Source organism: Mycobacterium malmoense (assembly GCF_019645855.1).
GTDB lineage: Bacteria > Actinomycetota > Actinomycetes > Mycobacteriales > Mycobacteriaceae > Mycobacterium > Mycobacterium malmoense.
In genome coordinates this window covers 2,553,452-2,568,702 of sequence record NZ_CP080999.1, presented here as the reverse complement: position 1 = coordinate 2,568,702, position 15,251 = coordinate 2,553,452, and the positions used below count along the sequence as shown (strand labels likewise).

At 67.8% G+C, this 15,251-nt stretch carries 17 protein-coding genes; 5 read left to right on the top strand and 12 right to left on the bottom strand.

Annotation, left to right across the window (positions count from 1 at the left end):
• Positions 1–5 precede the first annotated feature (5 nt).
• From K3U93_RS11895 to K3U93_RS11865, 7 genes are read right to left on the bottom strand one after another with little or no spacing between them, the layout of a single operon-like run.
• The gene (locus tag K3U93_RS11895; RefSeq protein ID WP_083009814.1) at positions 6–980 is read right to left on the bottom strand and encodes an alpha/beta hydrolase; all 975 of its coding nucleotides are present in this window, start codon (positions 978–980) and stop codon (positions 6–8) included.
• 29 nt (positions 981–1,009) lie between these two features.
• Positions 1,010–1,417 carry a Zn-ribbon domain-containing OB-fold protein gene (locus K3U93_RS11890; protein WP_083009737.1) on the bottom strand — a complete coding sequence of 136 codons (408 nt, stop codon included), beginning with the start codon at positions 1,415–1,417 and terminating at the stop codon, positions 1,010–1,012.
• Positions 1,418–1,419: 2 nt separating this feature from the next.
• Positions 1,420–2,631 (bottom strand): thiolase family protein, encoded by a 1,212-nt coding sequence (locus tag K3U93_RS11885; protein WP_083009738.1) that lies wholly within the window; start codon positions 2,629–2,631, stop codon positions 1,420–1,422.
• Positions 2,628–3,068, bottom strand: coding sequence for a MaoC family dehydratase (locus K3U93_RS11880; protein ID WP_083009739.1), 441 nt, complete (start codon positions 3,066–3,068; stop codon positions 2,628–2,630). The genes K3U93_RS11885 and K3U93_RS11880 overlap by 4 nt, the downstream gene beginning before the upstream one ends.
• A gap of 9 nt (positions 3,069–3,077) precedes the next feature.
• Positions 3,078–3,578, bottom strand: a complete 501-nt coding sequence (locus K3U93_RS11875; protein ID WP_083009740.1) for a MaoC family dehydratase — start codon at positions 3,576–3,578, stop codon at positions 3,078–3,080.
• A gap of 5 nt (positions 3,579–3,583) precedes the next feature.
• Positions 3,584–4,714, bottom strand: coding sequence for an acyl-CoA dehydrogenase family protein (locus tag K3U93_RS11870; RefSeq protein ID WP_083009741.1), 1,131 nt, complete (start codon positions 4,712–4,714; stop codon positions 3,584–3,586).
• A gap of 3 nt (positions 4,715–4,717) precedes the next feature.
• A complete protein-coding gene (locus K3U93_RS11865; protein WP_083009742.1) occupies positions 4,718–5,896 on the bottom strand; it encodes an acyl-CoA dehydrogenase family protein in 1,179 nt (392 codons plus the stop codon).
• Positions 5,897–6,067: 171 nt separating this feature from the next.
• Between K3U93_RS11865 and K3U93_RS11860 the strand changes: the two genes are divergently transcribed.
• From K3U93_RS11860 to K3U93_RS11850, 3 genes are all read left to right on the top strand, one after another.
• The gene (locus tag K3U93_RS11860; RefSeq protein WP_083009743.1) at positions 6,068–6,697 is read left to right on the top strand and encodes a TetR/AcrR family transcriptional regulator; all 630 of its coding nucleotides are present in this window, start codon (positions 6,068–6,070) and stop codon (positions 6,695–6,697) included.
• On the top strand, positions 6,694–7,518 hold the full coding sequence (locus K3U93_RS11855) for a hypothetical protein (RefSeq protein ID WP_083009744.1): 825 nt from the start codon (positions 6,694–6,696) through the stop codon (positions 7,516–7,518). Before K3U93_RS11860 ends, K3U93_RS11855 begins: the two co-directional genes overlap by 4 nt.
• A gap of 117 nt (positions 7,519–7,635) precedes the next feature.
• Entirely contained in the window at positions 7,636–7,800 is a 165-nt protein-coding gene (locus K3U93_RS11850) for a hypothetical protein (RefSeq protein ID WP_169924618.1), read from the top strand.
• Positions 7,801–7,965: 165 nt separating this feature from the next.
• Here K3U93_RS11850 and K3U93_RS11845 read toward each other — a convergent pair whose 3' ends face one another.
• Together K3U93_RS11845 and K3U93_RS11840 are read right to left on the bottom strand one after the other, a co-directional pair.
• Positions 7,966–10,593, bottom strand: coding sequence for an FHA domain-containing protein (locus tag K3U93_RS11845; protein ID WP_176219898.1), 2,628 nt, complete (start codon positions 10,591–10,593; stop codon positions 7,966–7,968).
• A gap of 107 nt (positions 10,594–10,700) precedes the next feature.
• Positions 10,701–11,765 carry an alpha/beta hydrolase gene (locus K3U93_RS11840; protein WP_083009745.1) on the bottom strand — a complete coding sequence of 355 codons (1,065 nt, stop codon included), beginning with the start codon at positions 11,763–11,765 and terminating at the stop codon, positions 10,701–10,703.
• Between the two features lie 160 nt (positions 11,766–11,925).
• Between K3U93_RS11840 and K3U93_RS11835 the strand changes: the two genes are divergently transcribed.
• The gene (locus K3U93_RS11835; protein ID WP_083009746.1) at positions 11,926–12,771 is read left to right on the top strand and encodes an SDR family NAD(P)-dependent oxidoreductase; all 846 of its coding nucleotides are present in this window, start codon (positions 11,926–11,928) and stop codon (positions 12,769–12,771) included.
• A gap of 4 nt (positions 12,772–12,775) precedes the next feature.
• On the opposite strand, the gene K3U93_RS11830 is transcribed toward K3U93_RS11835, so the two are convergent.
• From K3U93_RS11830 to K3U93_RS25225, 3 genes are read right to left on the bottom strand one after another with little or no spacing between them, the layout of a single operon-like run.
• Positions 12,776–13,279: an isoprenylcysteine carboxyl methyltransferase family protein gene (locus K3U93_RS11830; protein WP_071510426.1), complete on the bottom strand. Its 504-nt coding sequence runs from the start codon at positions 13,277–13,279 to the stop codon at positions 12,776–12,778.
• Positions 13,280–13,290: 11 nt separating this feature from the next.
• A complete protein-coding gene (locus tag K3U93_RS11825; protein ID WP_083009816.1) occupies positions 13,291–14,397 on the bottom strand; it encodes a type III polyketide synthase in 1,107 nt (368 codons plus the stop codon).
• 24 nt (positions 14,398–14,421) lie between these two features.
• Positions 14,422–14,553, bottom strand: a complete 132-nt coding sequence (locus tag K3U93_RS25225) for a hypothetical protein (protein WP_254893557.1) — start codon at positions 14,551–14,553, stop codon at positions 14,422–14,424.
• Between the two features lie 101 nt (positions 14,554–14,654).
• Here K3U93_RS25225 and K3U93_RS11820 point away from each other — a divergent pair, with 101 nt between their 5' ends.
• Complete coding sequence (locus tag K3U93_RS11820; protein WP_083009748.1) at positions 14,655–15,104, top strand: nuclear transport factor 2 family protein; 450 nt, start codon at positions 14,655–14,657, stop codon at positions 15,102–15,104.
• Positions 15,105–15,251 lie beyond the last annotated feature (147 nt).

Below are 15,251 nucleotides of genomic sequence, written 5' to 3'. Positions count from 1 at the left end.
CTCGGTCACGTCGATGCGCCTTCCAGGCGAGCGGGGTCGAGCATCTCCTGCAGGTCGCCGCATACCAGGTCGCGGGCCGGCGCCGCCGGCGGAAAGGATTGAATTGTCATGAAGCCGTGGAATAATCCGGGAAAATCGCGGTGCACGACCCGCACCCCCGCGTCGCGTAGCCGGCGTGCGTAATCGCAGCCCTCGCTGTGCAATGGATCCAGACCCGCGGTGACGATCACCGCGGGCGGCAGGCCCGCATGGGAATCCGCGCGGGCCGGTGCCACCAGGTAGGGCGGATCGACGATCCTTTCACCGCAGAGGTATTGACGCCAATACCACTGCATCGCGGCGCGGGTGTTGAAATATCCGCTGCCGTAACGATGGTAGCTATCCGTCTCGAACGAGGGATCGATGACCGGGTAGAGCAACAGCTGTGCGGCGGGCGGCGCGACTCCGCGTTCGCGGCACAGGATGGCGGTGACGGCCGCGAGATTTCCGCCGGCGCTGTCGCCGGCGACCGCCGTCCGCGCCGCGTCGATGCCAAGGCCGGCCGCGTGTTCCACCACCCAGCAGAAGGCCGCGAACGCGTCGAGCGCGGCCGCGGGTGCGGGGTGTTCGGGGGCAAGGCGATAGCCGACGGATACGACCACGGCTTGGCTGCCGCGCGCCAGGGCCCGGCAGAAGCCGTCGTGGGAATCGATGTCGCAGAACACGAATCCGCCGCCGTGGCAGAAGACGATCGCCGGGCGGTTGCCGAACGGCCCGCCGTGCGGATAATAGATCCGCACGGGGATGGCTCCCGCGGGACCCGGAACGGCATGGTCGACGGTGCGGCGAACGTCTCCGATGTTGTTGACGGGCACGCGCCGTTGGGCCACGGCGGCTCGGGCCGCGGCGGCGGTCATGGTTTCGACCCGCGGGAATCCGGCCTCCAACTCGCGCAGCATCGCCCGCACAGCGCCATCGGTACCATCGATGGGGTCGTCCATGTGGGCCTCCGCCCGCACCGTCGGGCCGGTCACGCCGGCCGGTACTTCAGCAACGTCATTCCGGTTCCAGGCAGATCGTAGAACACCGGCGTCACCCGCATGCCGATTCGAATGTCGCCCGGGTCGGCGTCGACCAACTCGGTGCTGATCCTCGGCCCGGCGTCCCACTGCACCACCGCAAGCAGTTGCGGCACGGCGTCGGCCCACGGCGGGCCGGTGGGTCTGCGGGCGACGGTGAAGGTGTACAGCGTTCCGGCACCGTCTATTTCGCGCCATTCCAGGTCGTCGGCCAGCGACCCGGGGGCAAGGGTACGCGGATAGAAGACGTGGCGCCGCAGGGATGGCGAGTATTGCACGAGGATTCGGTGCTGGGCCAGGCCGTCCCAGAACGGCCGCGATACGGGCGTGGGTTCGGGCACGGGCCGGAGTGCGCCCATGGCTAGTCGCCTCGCATCAGCAGGGCGACCTGCTCGCTCATGATGCCGCCGTTGCCGGTGACGAAGGCGGTGTGGCAGTCCGGCACCTGCGCGCCGCCGGCTCGGCCCATGATCTGGCGGGCGCCGTCGACGACGTGGTGCATGCCGCCGGCCATGCCGGCCTGCCCATAGGACAGTTGACCGCCGGCGGTGTTGAGCGGGAAATCTCCGCGGAAGGTCAGGTCGTGGTCGGTAACCCATGGCATGCCTTGGCCTTTGGCGCAGAAGCCGGCGTCTTCCAGGCTCATCAGCACCGTGATGGTGTAGCAGTCGTAGATCGAGGCGACGTCGACGTCGGGTCGGCTCAGCCCGGCCATCGCGAACGCCTTGTCGGCCGCGCGTGCGATCGGTGTGCACAGCAGGTCGTCGGCGTAGGTCGGGGTCTTGAAGGCGATGTGTTCGCCGAAGCCGGTGATCCACACCGGGCGATGGCGGGCTCGGCGGGCGATGTCGGCGTTGGCGATCAAGACCCCGGCTCCCCCGTGCACGCGCATCACCGTTTCGAGCATGTGGATGGGGTCGGCGATCATCGGGCTGGCGAGCACGTCGTCCACCGTGATCGGGGTCCCGTGGAAGACCGCGCCCGGATGGGCGCACGCGTTGGTGCGTTGGTCGACGGCGATCTTGGCGAGCGCGGCGGGGTCGTAGCCGAACTCCGCCGCGTAGCGCTGGGCGATCTGCGCGTACGGCGCGTTTTGGCCCACGTTGCCGTACGGGATCTCGAACTCGGCCTGCGGCGATCCGTAGGTGTTCGACGACGCCCCATACCAATTCGGCGTGGGCGGCGGGTTTTGCGGGGATCGTGGCGGCTGCGGCAGCGACGCCGATCCGGGAACCACGGCCAGCGCCGCGTCGCAGACGCCGAGCTCCACGGCCGCCGCGGCCCGCCACACCATTCCCGCCGAGGTGGCTCCGCCCAGGTCGACTCGCTCGCCGAAATCCAAAGGCAAGCCCAGGTATTCGCACAGCGTGGCCGGCGCGAACATCGCCGACTCGGCCACGCCGTGGGTGAGCAGGCCGTTGATGCGCGCGGGGTCGACGCCGGCGTCCTCGACGACCGCCTTCGCCAACAGCGCGTACTGGTCGAGGGTGAACAGCGGCAGTCCGGTGGGACGCCGTTCGGCGGGTAGTTCGGCGATGCCGACGATGGCCGCCTCGCCACGCAGGCCCGTCACGGTGTTCCGCGTCGGGGCAGCTCGACGGTCGCCGTTCCGGGCATCAGCACGGTGTCGTCGCGGCGGCCCGCGATGTCGAGATCCACCAGCCCGGAGCCGTTATCGGAGAGGCGTTTGCCGGTGACCTCCCCGCCAAAGCTGAGCAGCTGACCGGGGTAGGCGATCGCCCGGTTCTGCACCGAGAAGGACACCAGCCGGCCGCGCCCACCGATCCAGTCGCCGATCGCGCGGGCCAGCAGCGCCGCCTGCAGCGGCCCGTGGACCACCACGTCGTCGTAGCCTTCGCTTTTGGCCCAGTCTTTGTCGTAATGAATGCGGTGGCCGTTGTAGGTGGCGGCGCTGAAGAAGAAGAGCTGGGTCTCGTCGACGGCGACGGTCAGCGTGGGAATCTGGTCGCCCACGCCGATGTCGTCGTAGAACAGCTGCTGATCGGTCATGGGCCGCTCCTAGGGCCGGGCGATCATCGACGTCGACGCTTCGGCAACCAGATCGCGGCGCTGGTTGCGGTACACGGTGCGCCAGGTGACGAGGACGAATCTGCCGGAGCGGCCCTGCTTTTCGATGATCGACTCGATGGTGCGGACCATGTCGATTTCGTCGCGGTGATAGGCCGGCAGGTGAAAGGTGAAGCTCTCCCCGCCGGCCATCCGCTTCGGGGCCCGGGGAAACGCGAGGCTGCCCGAGACCGTGCCGGAGGAACCGTCCGGCCGCAGCGACTCGAGGTGCGTGACACCGAGCACGGCGTACTGCAGATACAGCGGCGGACAGATGATGTCGCGAAAGCCGTTGGCCCGGGCGTAATCCGGGTCGAACCATAATGGGCTGCGGTCTCCGACCGCAGCCGCCCACCGTTGCCAGTCGCGCCGGTTCACCTCGCCCGTCGCCGTTGCGGCGACGGTGCCCACTCGCGACGCCGATTCGGCGTCGATCAGGGTGTCCTCATTCATTGGGCTCACCGGCGCTCCTCTTTAGCCATGGTTTCCTCCAGCCAGGATGCGGCGACGTCGGCTCCGCCACCGAGCGTCGAGCCCAGCCGTGCCCGTTCGCTCCACAGATGCAGGTCGGTCTCGGTGACGTAGCCCATCCCGCCGTGCAGTTGATGGGCGTCCAGGGTGATCAGCCTGGCGGCGGTGGCCGCGTGCATGCGGGCGATCGCGGTTTCCCTGGTTGCCGTGTGGCCGCGCGCCAGCCAGAAGACGGCCGAGTGAGCGGCCAATCGCGCTGCGGCCAAGGCGATGTGCATGTTGGCGACCAGATGTTGGGCCGCCTGGAACGAGGCGATCGGCCGGCCGAACTGGTGGCGCAGCTTGGTGTAGTCGACGGTGCGGTCCAGCACGGCCTGCCCGACGCCGACCAGGTCGAGCGACCCCAGCGCCACCGCCGTATTGGCCACTCGGCGCAGCGCCGCCGGGGCAGCCTCGCCGAGCAGCGCGCCGGCGCCGACGACGACGTCGTCGAAGCGCACGGTGAACGCCCGGTGCCCGCCCGCCATGGCCAGCGGTTCCCCGGTCACGCCGGTGGCGTGCGCGTCGACGACGAAGACCAGCGTGCGCTCGCCTGCCTTGGCCGAAACCGCCGAAACCACGACGAGGTCGGCGAGGTCGGCGTCGGCCACATAGTCCGCGGTACCGGTTAACCGCCAGTCACCGGCCGAGATGGGATCGGCGCGTAGCACGGCCGAGACGTCGGCGGCGTCGCGGGCGTTCCATAGCGCCGTGGTGCCGCGAATGCCGCCGCCCGCCAGCGGCGGCAGCCACGCGGCCTTGGCGTCGCGGGAGCCGAGCCGGTCGATCGCCAGCGCGGCTTGAACACTGCTGAGCACCGTCGTGGGGCACAGCGCGCGGCCGGCCTCGGTGTAGAAGACGGCGAGATCGTCGAGCGAGCCCCCGGAGCCGCCGCACTCCTGGGAGATGGCAAGCCCGAATACGCCGGCGTCGGCCAACGCCTTCCACAGCGCGGGGACGCTTCGGTCGGCGCCGGGCTCGTTGAGACCACGCACCAGACCCACGGGGCTCTCCGCCGACAGCAGGGCGCGCAACGTCGAGGCGAACTCGCGCCGCTCGGCGGTGGGTATCAGCTTCATCGGTCAGCGTCCGTAGGAGGGCATACCGTGCCCGCGCTGGGCGATGATGTCGCGGAGGACCTCGTTCGTGCCCCCGCCGAAGCGCATCAAGGGGGCGGCCCGGTAAAGCCGCTCGAATTTGCCGGCCAGCGGCGCGATTTGACTGCGATGCGCCAACAGGCCATCGGGGCCAAGCAGATCGAGCGCTAGATCGGCGATGCGTTGGCGCAGTTCACTGGTGAAGACCTTCTCGACGCTGACCTCCACGGTCGGGATAACACCGCTGTCCAGGATGGACGCGGCCTCGTAGCCCATCAGCGTGGCCACCGCCACGTCGGCTTCGACCCGCGCCAGCCGGCGGCGCAGCGCCGGGTCGCGGGCGGGCACCGTGCCGTCACGCCGCGGGCTGAGCGCAAGGTCGCGCAATTCGTCCACGGCGCGGCGCAGATCGCCCGCGTTGGTCAGCGCGCCACGTTCCAGATCGAGCGCGCCGGTGATGTACGTCCAGCCTCGGTTGACCTCGCCGATCAGGTTGGTGGCCGGGACGCGGACGTCACGAAAGTGCACCTCGTTGGTGCGGTAGCCCGACCACGCATAGAGCGGGCGGATCTGGATGCCGGGGCTGTCGATCGGCACGATGATGACCGAAATCCCGCGATGGCGGGCGGCGTTCGGGTCGGTGCGCACACAGAGCCATTCGTGGGTGGCGCGCTGCGCCCCGCTGTTCCAGATCTTGGTGCCGTTGATCACCCATTCCTGGCCGTCGAGCGTCGCGCGGGTGCGCAGGCTGGCCAGATCGGTTCCGGCCTCTGGCTCGGAATAGCCGACAGCGCAAAGTATTTCGCCTTTGGCGATCGGCGGCAGCCATTCGGTCTTGTTGCGTTCGGTGCCGTGCCGCATGATCATCGGCGCCACCGAGGTGACGGTGAGGTCCGGTCCGGGCACGCCCCAGTATTCGAACTCGCTCATCAGCAGGTGCTGATAAACGGCCCCCAGCCCCAGACCCCCATACTCGCGCGGCCAGTTCAGCCCAAACCAGCCCCTCTCGCCGACCTTGCGACGAAACCGGGCGACCTCGCCGTCGGGGAACTCCAGGTCATGCTGGGCGAGTTCGGCCCGCAACTCGGCGGTCACGTTGTCGTGGAGGAATTCGCGAACCTCGGCCAACCACGCGCGTTGCCCGGCGTCGAGTTCGAAATCCATCCCCGCTCACCTTTCATCGGGTCATCGGGCGGCGCGAGCGTAACGCCACTTGACAACGCCGGCTGGCGATTTCGCCCTGACGTTACGCCCCGGGCTTCCTCGCGCGGGAGCACGCAACTCGCTGACGCTCGTCATTGACAGCTGTCAGTGAATCTGGGTACGTTGGCTCATGTGGTTTCGGCGACGTCGACAGAGGATGCCGTTTCCCGGGCCGTGGGCGCCCGGGAGGCTAGGCGGCTGCAGACGCGGACCCGGCTGTTCGACGCCGCGGTGGCCGAGCTCGGCAGGTCGGGATTGGCGGGCACGGATGTCGCCGCGATCGCCGCGGCGGCGGGAGTGGCGCGAGGCACGTTCTATTTCCACTTCCCGACGAAGGAACACGTGCTGATCGAGCTGGAACGCAACGAGGAGACCAATATCGTGGCGGCGCTTGCCGCGGGGCCGAGCGAGCCGGGCGACCTACTGTCGGTGCTCACTCTGCTGGTGCACCGGGTGCTTGCGACCGAGGAGCGGCTGGGTCCGGTGCTCTTTCGGGACATGCTGGGGCTGCACTTCTCCGCGTCGCGACCCGTCGAGGACGAGCCCGGCGAGCATCCGCTGGCCCAGTTCGTCATCGCCGCGATCGCCGAAGCGCAAACCGCGGAGCGCGCGTCGCGGGATGCGGACGCCGGCGAACTCGGCGTGATTTTCATGACCGGGCTGTTCGCGCTGCTGGCCACCGCGACGACCGCGTCTCGCCCGCGGGCCACCCTCTTGGACCGATACGTGAAGACCATCGTTCAGGGAATGGAGGCGCCATGACCGGCACTGGCATCGAGGGCTACCGGGTCTACCTAGCCCATCGCGACGGCGACGCCGATCTGCTGCATCGCCGGCTTGCCAACCGCGAGGAATTCTTCGTGTCGTTGGAGACCGACCCGGTTCGCTCCGCCCGTCCCATCGATCGAACCGTGTTCCTGCGGAACCTGCGCCGCCGCCGGCCCGAGCCGGGGCTTTCCCGCGAGATGCTGTTCCTGCTGGCCACCGCGAAACTGAACCAGGCGGAGCGATTCGGCGTCGACTTGGGCGACACCTATGGCCGGATCGGCGGCGAGGACCAGCCACCGGAACGGGTATACCTCGCCCTCGAGGAGCACTACCACACCCGCCTGCTGGCCTACGTGCTCGACATGTTCGGTCTGCCATTCCAGGTGGTGGTGCCGCCGTTCGTGATGCGCCAGTTCGTCAAGACGGAAGTGTTTCTCCCCGAGCGATTCGGGTTTCCGTTCGTGGGCGCGGCGGAAATGGCGGGCTGCATCATGTTCGACGAATTGCGCCGCGTCGGGGTCGAGTTGTTCGCCGACGAACCGGCCGTCGCCGTGCGGATCGAGCGCCTCTACAGCGAGATCCTCACCGACGAACTGGGCCACGTCGGCTACTGCGCGGCGCGCTGCACGAAGGGCGAGCGGGCGCTAATGCGTCGGCTCTACCCGCTTTTCGGGCGGCTGTTTGCCCGCCAGACCGCCGAGATCGGCCTGCTCACCGATCCGGTGAAACTTCGCGGCCGCCTCGCCGCGCCGTTCGACGTCGAGGGGCTCGCCGCCGGGGTGCCGAACGAGACGTTCGTCGCCGCGCGCCCCTGATCACCCCGGGCGCCCGCATGTAAATGCGCTGTCAATCTCCCGTAAAAACGCTTCGCCGCCGTCGCGTTCTGGCGGCCGGGCTGCGACAATTTGTCGAACAGACGTTAGGAAACAGCCATGCCCGCCCTTGAGACACGCCTTCGGCAGGAGTTGCGCGATTGCGCCCTTGAGTTACGACAGCTGGCCTACACGGTGCCGCACGGGGTTGGCGAGCATGCGCTGCTTCAGCTGTCGGACCGGATGCGCGCCGCCGCCGACCAGGCGGTCCGTAGGGGCGCCTAGCGTCTTGGCGTTCGGTGTGTACCGACGGCGTTCGGGCGTGAGCTGACGGCGTCGAGTGTGCGTCCAAGGCGCGGATTTCGCGAGATCACCGCCCTCACCGCACGGCGAAAGCCCTGAGCGCACACTCGATACGCCGGCACCCCCGGGGCCTAGTCGCGCGAGTGATCAGCCGCCCTTGAGGCGAATCTTCCACCGCACGAAGCCGAGGTAGACGACGCTGAGCAGCACCAGCATGCCCATGTCGAACCACCACACGCCTGCCGTGTGACGCCAGTGCGAATCTTTGGGAGTCAAGGGACCGGGGACCAGTTTGGTGAGGTCGGCTGTGGACGCCGACGCCGCGAAGCCCCACCTGGCCGGCGTGGCCCACGACATCTGGTCCAGGCCGATGCGTCCGGTGACCGGAATCATGCCGCCGGAGAACACCAGCTGCGACATCACCGCCACGACGAGCAGCGGCATGATCTGTTCGTTCGACTTGGCGATGGCCGACAACACCAGCCCGAGCATCGCCGAGGCGACGCAGGTCATGGCGACGTCGGCGAACAGTTCCAGACCCGGAACGCCCAACGCCACGGCGCCCTGCGTGGGACCGCCCTTGCCGATCAGCGCGATGATGGTCACGATCGCCGACTGGACGACGGCGAACACCGTATAGACACACACCTTGGCCAGCAGGTATGCGGAGGTCGACAGGCCGACCGCCTGCTCGCGCAGGAAGATGGCGCGCTCGCCGATGAGGTCTCGGATCGTCAGCGCCGTCCCCATGAACACCGCACCGACGTTGAGCAGCACCAGGATCTGGCCGGGCTCATTGGGCGCGGCACCCAGCGGGTTGGGGATACCAAAGCCGACGTCGCCCGGCACCGACATCGATAGTGAGCCCATGATGAACGGCAACACCGCCAGGAAGACGAAGTAGCCGCGGTCGGAGACGATCAACCGAACCTGCCGCCGCGCGATCGTGGAGAACTGCCGGAACAGGCTCGTGTGCGACGGGTCGCCCAGCTCGGCGGGCTTGTCCGCCGGAGGCGGTGGCGGTGGCGGGCCCGTGCGCGCCAGGTAGCGTGCCTGGGACCCGTCGGGGTCGTTGGCGACCGTGCTGAAGATGTCGGCCCAGTTCGTCGTCCCCATGGTCGGGCCGATCTGGCCGGGGGGCCCGCAGAACGCGGTCTTGCCGCCGGGGGCCAGCAGCAGGACCTGATCACAGATGTCCAGGTAGGTCAGCGAGTGGGTGACCACGAGCACCACCCGGCCCGCGTCGGCGAGCTGCCGCAGCATGGTCATGACTTGCCGGTCCAGTGCGGGGTCAAGACCGGACGTGGGCTCGTCGAGGATCAGCAGCGATGGGCCGGTCAGCAGCTCCAGCGCCACCGAGGCCCGCTTGCGCTGCCCGCCGGACAGCTTGTCGACCCGGGTGTGCAGGTGCTGGCTCATCTCAAGTTCCTCGAGCACCCTGGCGACCACCTGGGCGCGGTCAGCCTTGGTGGTGTCCGGCGGCAGCCGCAATTCGGCTGCGTACATCAACGCCTGCTGCACGGTCAACTGCCCGTGCACGACGTCGTCCTGCGGCACCATCCCGATCCTGCTGCGCAGCGACGCGTATTCGGCATGAACGTTGTGACCCTCGAACGAAACCGTGCCCGTGGTCGGGTGCGTGTATCCGGCCACCAGCCTGGCGAACGTCGACTTTCCCGCACCCGACGGCCCGATGACGGCCGTCAGCGTTCCGGGTTGCGCGCCCAACGAGATGTCGTCCAGGAGGACCTTGTTGTTGTCGATCGTCCACGTCACCCCGCGCACGTCGAGGCCGCCGGTGCGCGTCGCGGTCGCGGTCTCGTCGCGGCGAGCCAGCGTGCCGCCGGCGAAGACGAGGTCGATGTTGCCGATCGTGACCACGTCGCCGTCGCGCAACACGGCCGAATCGACCCGGGCGCCGTTGACGAAGGTGCCGTTGATGCTGCGGTTGTCGTGGATCTCGGTGCCGTGCGGCGTCGGGATCAGGGTGGCGTGGTGGCGTGACGCCAACACCTCGGGAATGACGATGTCGTTGTCGTTGGCCCGGCCGATCTTGATCGCGCCCGGCGTCGACTCGATCGCCGTTCTACTCGGCCGCAGGATCCTCATCATCGATGTCGCGATGTTTGTGGAATCGCCGACGTGGGCGGTCTCGGGCTCGGCCGCGGGGGCCGGTGGCAACTTCATCGGTGGCGCCCGGTAAATCTGCGGCACCGGCTGCGGTCCGCTCGGCGGTCCCGCCGGATGTCCGCCGGTCGGGTATCGCGGCAGCGGTCCGCTGGGCGGGTGCGAGGGCTGCGAGGGCTGGCGAAACGAGCCCGATGGCGGCGGCTGAGGCGGGCCGGGCCGGTGCGCGGCAACCTGCGGCTGCCCCTGCCGGACCGGCGCGCTTGGGCCGCTGGCCGGGTTGACGAGCGGTATCGACGTCGTCAAAGGAGGCCGCCCGGCCGAACCCCGGTGGCGGCCGACCTCGAAGGTCAGCGCCGGGCCGTCCGGATTGCCGACGTTGACCCGCATGCCGTCCTGGATCTCGACGACCGGCACACGACGGTTGTAGACATACAACCCATTGAGGCTGCCATTGTCGATTGCGATCCATCGGCCCTGGTCGAAGCGCACGATGAGATGTGTCCGAGAGATCAGGGGGTGTGCGACCCGGACGTCCGCGCGAAGGTCGCGCCCAATAACCACGTCGTTGCCTGGCGCGAAGGTGCGCTCGGATCCCTCGTACCGCACGGTCAGCACGGGCGGGGCTGGTGGGCTCACGAGGACCAACTGTATCGGCAGCGGCACGAATCGGACCGCCAGTTCGCCCGCGTTCGTGCGGGCGGCCCAACACCCCGAACCCGAGGGTTGACGCCGTGCGGAGCCTTCGCGATGCGTTATCCCGCCGCGGCGGTGGCACGCACGCTACGACGCCACGACTCGTCGCGCCGGGCGGGCAATGTGCCCGACGCGGCCGTGACGTCTTTGACGAAATCCCCGATGTATCGAATGGCCCGCCGTCCTTCGGGCAGAATTTCGGCGGCCAACGGAAAATCGTGAATCTGTCCGTCCCAAAGGTGCAGATCACAGCGGATTCCGCTGGCGTCCAGGCGTTCGGCCATGAGCTCGGCGTCCGGGAGCAGCAATTCATCGCGGCTGGCGTGGATGGTGACCGGCGGCAGCGAGGAAAGATCGGCGTCCACCGGTGAGACAATCCGACCCGCGGAATCGCCCCGATCGTTCAAAAGCTGCGCCTCACTGAGATATTGAGCAAACATCGATAGCGCCCCGCGGGTGAACATGAAGCACCTGCCCGCGCGGTGCCTGAGCTTTCGCGCCGGATCCGCATCGGTGAAAGGCGAGACCGTCGCAATTCCGGCCGGCCTCATGACCTGACTGCGAATGGCCAACAGCGCGGTCACGAATGCGAGATATCCCCCGGCTGAGTCGCCGGCTACGACGACTCGATCGCCGTCGAACCCGCGATCCTGCAGCCACCGAAGTCCGCTTATCCCGTCGTCGATGGCATCGGTTATCTGATGTGCGGGCAATTTTCGATATCCGACGTTGAGCACGGCGGCATCCGCCGCCTTCGACAGGCGGGTCACCAGCGCCCGGTGGGTGTTGAGGCCGCAGGTGAGGAACGCGCCGCCATGCAGATACAGCACCGCCCGTTTTCCCGAGACGCCGGGCGCGCGAACCCATTCGGCGGCGCAGTGCTCGAGCCGTACCGGTTCGATGTGCGCCGACGCTCCGAAACGGGGGACTAATCCCGCAAACCCATCGACGTATTCGAATGGCCAGTGCAGATTCGGCTGAATCGCCCATACCCGTACCGCGTTTTTCACGATTAATCGGCTGGCCAGCGAGACCGCAACCGACTGCGGGCTGTGGCGATGATGGATTCGCCGCTGCACCGCCCCGCTCGGCAATAAAGTAGGTGAATCACCTGTGCTGGCCATTGCAATCAACTCCCAAGGACACCCGAATACCCGTAGCTAAAGCGGGCAAACGGCGGGCAGCGCACCTGAAAAGTCGGATCCATCACCGTTTACCGGGGAGAAATATGGGTATCGCTCGGTGCCGCTGGGCCGATCTCGCCGGGTGGCCCAAGATATAGCGATGACGGAGGAAACGCACGCCGAGCCGCTGCTGACCGGCCGGGTCTCGGTGGTGACGGGCGGCGGTGGCGGTATCGGCGCGGCGACCGCGCGGCTGTTGGCGGAACATGGCGCCCGCGTGGTCATCGCCGATATCGACGCCGAGCTGGCTCAACGGACCGCCGACCAAATCACCGCGTCTGGTGGATCGGCCCTGGCGGTCGTCACCGACGTCCGCGACGCCGACGAGGTCACCGCCTTGGCGCGATCGGTGCTGGATCGTTACGGCCGAGTAGACGTGCTGGTCAACAATGTGGGCCACTGGCTGCGCCACCCCGGAAACTTCGTCGACACCGGGCCGCAACTGTGGGACGAGCTCTACCGGATCAACCTGCATCACGTCTTCCTCGTCACCCACGCGTTCCTGCCGGCGATGGTCGACCGGCGCGCCGGAGCGATCGTCAACGTTTCGTCCCTCGAAGGGTTGCGCGGCTACCCGGAGGATCCGGTCTATGCCGCGTTCAAGGCCGCCGTCATCGGATTCACCCGCAGTCTCGCGGTCCAGGTGGGCGGCGACGGGGTGCGGGTCAACGCGATCGCTCCGGACGTCACCGAATCCCTTCAGGTGCCCTACTCGCGGTGGCTGTCCGCCGAGGAGCGGATGCGGTGGCCGCAATGGGTTCCGATCGGGCGTATGGGCCTGCCCGAGGATCAGGCCCGCGTGATCCTGTTCCTGGCCTCGGACCTGTCGGCATTCGTCACTGGGCACACCATCCCGACCGACGGCGGCACCGGCGCGGCGGGCGGCTGGTTCCGCTCGTCGCGCCGGCCCGACCGGGAGTGGACGAATCGGCCGATCGCGCCCTGACCGCTCAGGCGTAACCCAACGCGGCATTCTCCGCCCGGATTCGCACATTGAGCACCAGGGCGTTGGCAAGGCTGAACACGATCGCCGTCAGCCACGCCGAATGGACCAGCGGGAGCGCCGCCACCTCCGCCGCGACCGCGGTGTAGTTGGGATGGCGCACCCATCGGTACAGCCCGTCCCGGACCAACGGCGCGTCCGGGATCACGATGAGCCTCGGGTTCCAGCGTTTGCCGAGCACGCTGACGCAGCGCCAGCGGACAATCGTGCTAAGCACCACGACACCGAACATGGGCCATCCCAGCCAGGGGACGAAGGGCCGGCCCAGGGTCCAGGTTTCCACGACACACGAAACCAACAGCAGGGCATGCATGCTGACCATCGCCGGGTAGTGATCGCGCCCGAACTCTTTGCCTCCGTGCGCGATTGACCATTTGGCGTTTCGTTGAGCGACCGCCAGCTCGACCAGGCGTTCGGCACCGACGGCGAGGATGAACAGGTAGTAGTACATGGCTATCCCCGTCACCACTGCAGCAGCAGCAACTCGAAGCTGAAGCCCGGACCCATCGCCAACATCACTCCGAAGTCTCCCCCGGGCGGCGGCTCGGCGACCGTTCGGCGCAGCACGTCAAGCACCGAGGCCGAGGAGATGTTGCCATTGTCCCGCATGGAGTTTCGGCTGTGGATCAACGCTTCCGGCGGAAGGCCTATGGCATTCTCGATCGAATCGAGCACTTTCGGACCGCCGGGATGACACACCCATGTCGAGATGTCGGCGATGGACAAGTCATGATCGGCCAAGAAGCCGTCGACCTCGTCACGCAGGTAGTCATCGGCCATCTTCGGGACGTCGCGGGACATCACGAGCTGGAATCCACGGGAGCTGACGTTCCAACCCATGACGTCAACGGTCTCGGGAACGATGCGGCTGCGCGTCGCGAGGACGCGCGGTCCTCGACCCGCCTTGGGGCCCAACGGGACTCGGTCGGCCCCGGTGGCCACCACCGCGGCCGCACCGTCCCCGAACAGGGAGACGCCGATCAGGGCCGGGATCGAGGTGTCGTCGCGCTGCAGCGTGAGTGAGCACAGCTCCACGGACAGCAGCACGGCAACATCCCCCGGGTAGCCGTGCAGGTAGTCGTGGATGCGCGCCATCCCGGCCGCACCCGCCACGCAACCGAGCCCGAACAGCGGGACACGCTTAACGTTGGGCCGCAACCCAACTCGCGTCATCAGCCGCGCGTCGATGGTCGGCACCGCTATTCCCGTGCTGGAGACCATCACGATGGCGTCCACCTCGTGAGGTTCAATGTTCGCCTCGGCCAGCGCCTTCCGTATTGCCCGCTCGCCGAGGTCGACGGCGACCTCGAGGTAGGCGTTGTTCGCCTCGGTGAAGCCACTCAGTTTCGGGTAACGCGACAGCGGTAGCGCGAGGCTGCGGCTGTCGACCCCGGTCGTCTGCGCGAAGCGCATGAATCCGGGCTCGGCGAAGTCGGTGAGCTCTCGGGCCACCTCCTCCTGGTTGTACCGGTGCGGCGTGAACGCAACGGCAGCACCGGCGATGCGTGGCGCGCCGCGGGCAAGAGCGGCGGCATGGTTTGTGGACGTGGAATACGTTGTTACGGTCATGCCCATGCCGACGACCGGTACCCGTCAAAGGTTCATCGGGTCATGGCGAAGGTGAACCAAAACACACCCCGGCGCGTCTTCAACGGAAATGCCCCGATGCGAGGTGGCGTCGGCGCCCTGGCCAATGAGGCCGCGCGCGGCGTCGTTGAGTTTCATGCGTTGTTCTACCGTTTCGCGCGGCGATTCATTCCCACGGGCGGCTTCGAGGTTGGGACCCGCCGCATATCCTGAGTAATCCGAGGCGAGGAGCCACGACGGTGAAGATGTGGGAACTGATCGCCCGTGAGCAGATCCGCGACACTCTCGCGCGGTACAACTGGTCGGGTGACGCCGGCCGGCTCGACGGCCTCGCCGAGACGTTCTGCGAGGACGGTGTTCTGGAGATACGCCTTGGGGAGCCACTGCACGGCCGCTCCGAGATCATGGCGTTCCTCGGCGGTGTCAGCGGGAACATCGCCGTCAGAACCGACGTCAAGCCGGTCGTCCGGCACAACCTCACCAATGTGCTATTCACAGCCCTGGCTCCCGGCGAGGCGCACGTCTCGTCATACTTCACCGTGTTCACCCATATCGGGCTGGACCATTTCGGGCGTTATCGCGACACCTTCGTGGCCGATGGTGATGCGTGGCTGATCAAGCACCGCAAGGTGTCGACCGACTGGGCATCCCCCGACTCGACCATGGTTCGCCCGCCACCCGGCAGCTGAGCCATTGCCGGACCCGCGCGCCAGGCGTCGCCGACCGCAAGCGGGTGCGCACCGTCACCGAGGATCAGTTCCACCGAGCCCGAAAGCGCGACATCGAAATCGACAGTGTCCGTGTGGTGCATGGAAAACTCGGCACCCGCCGCATAC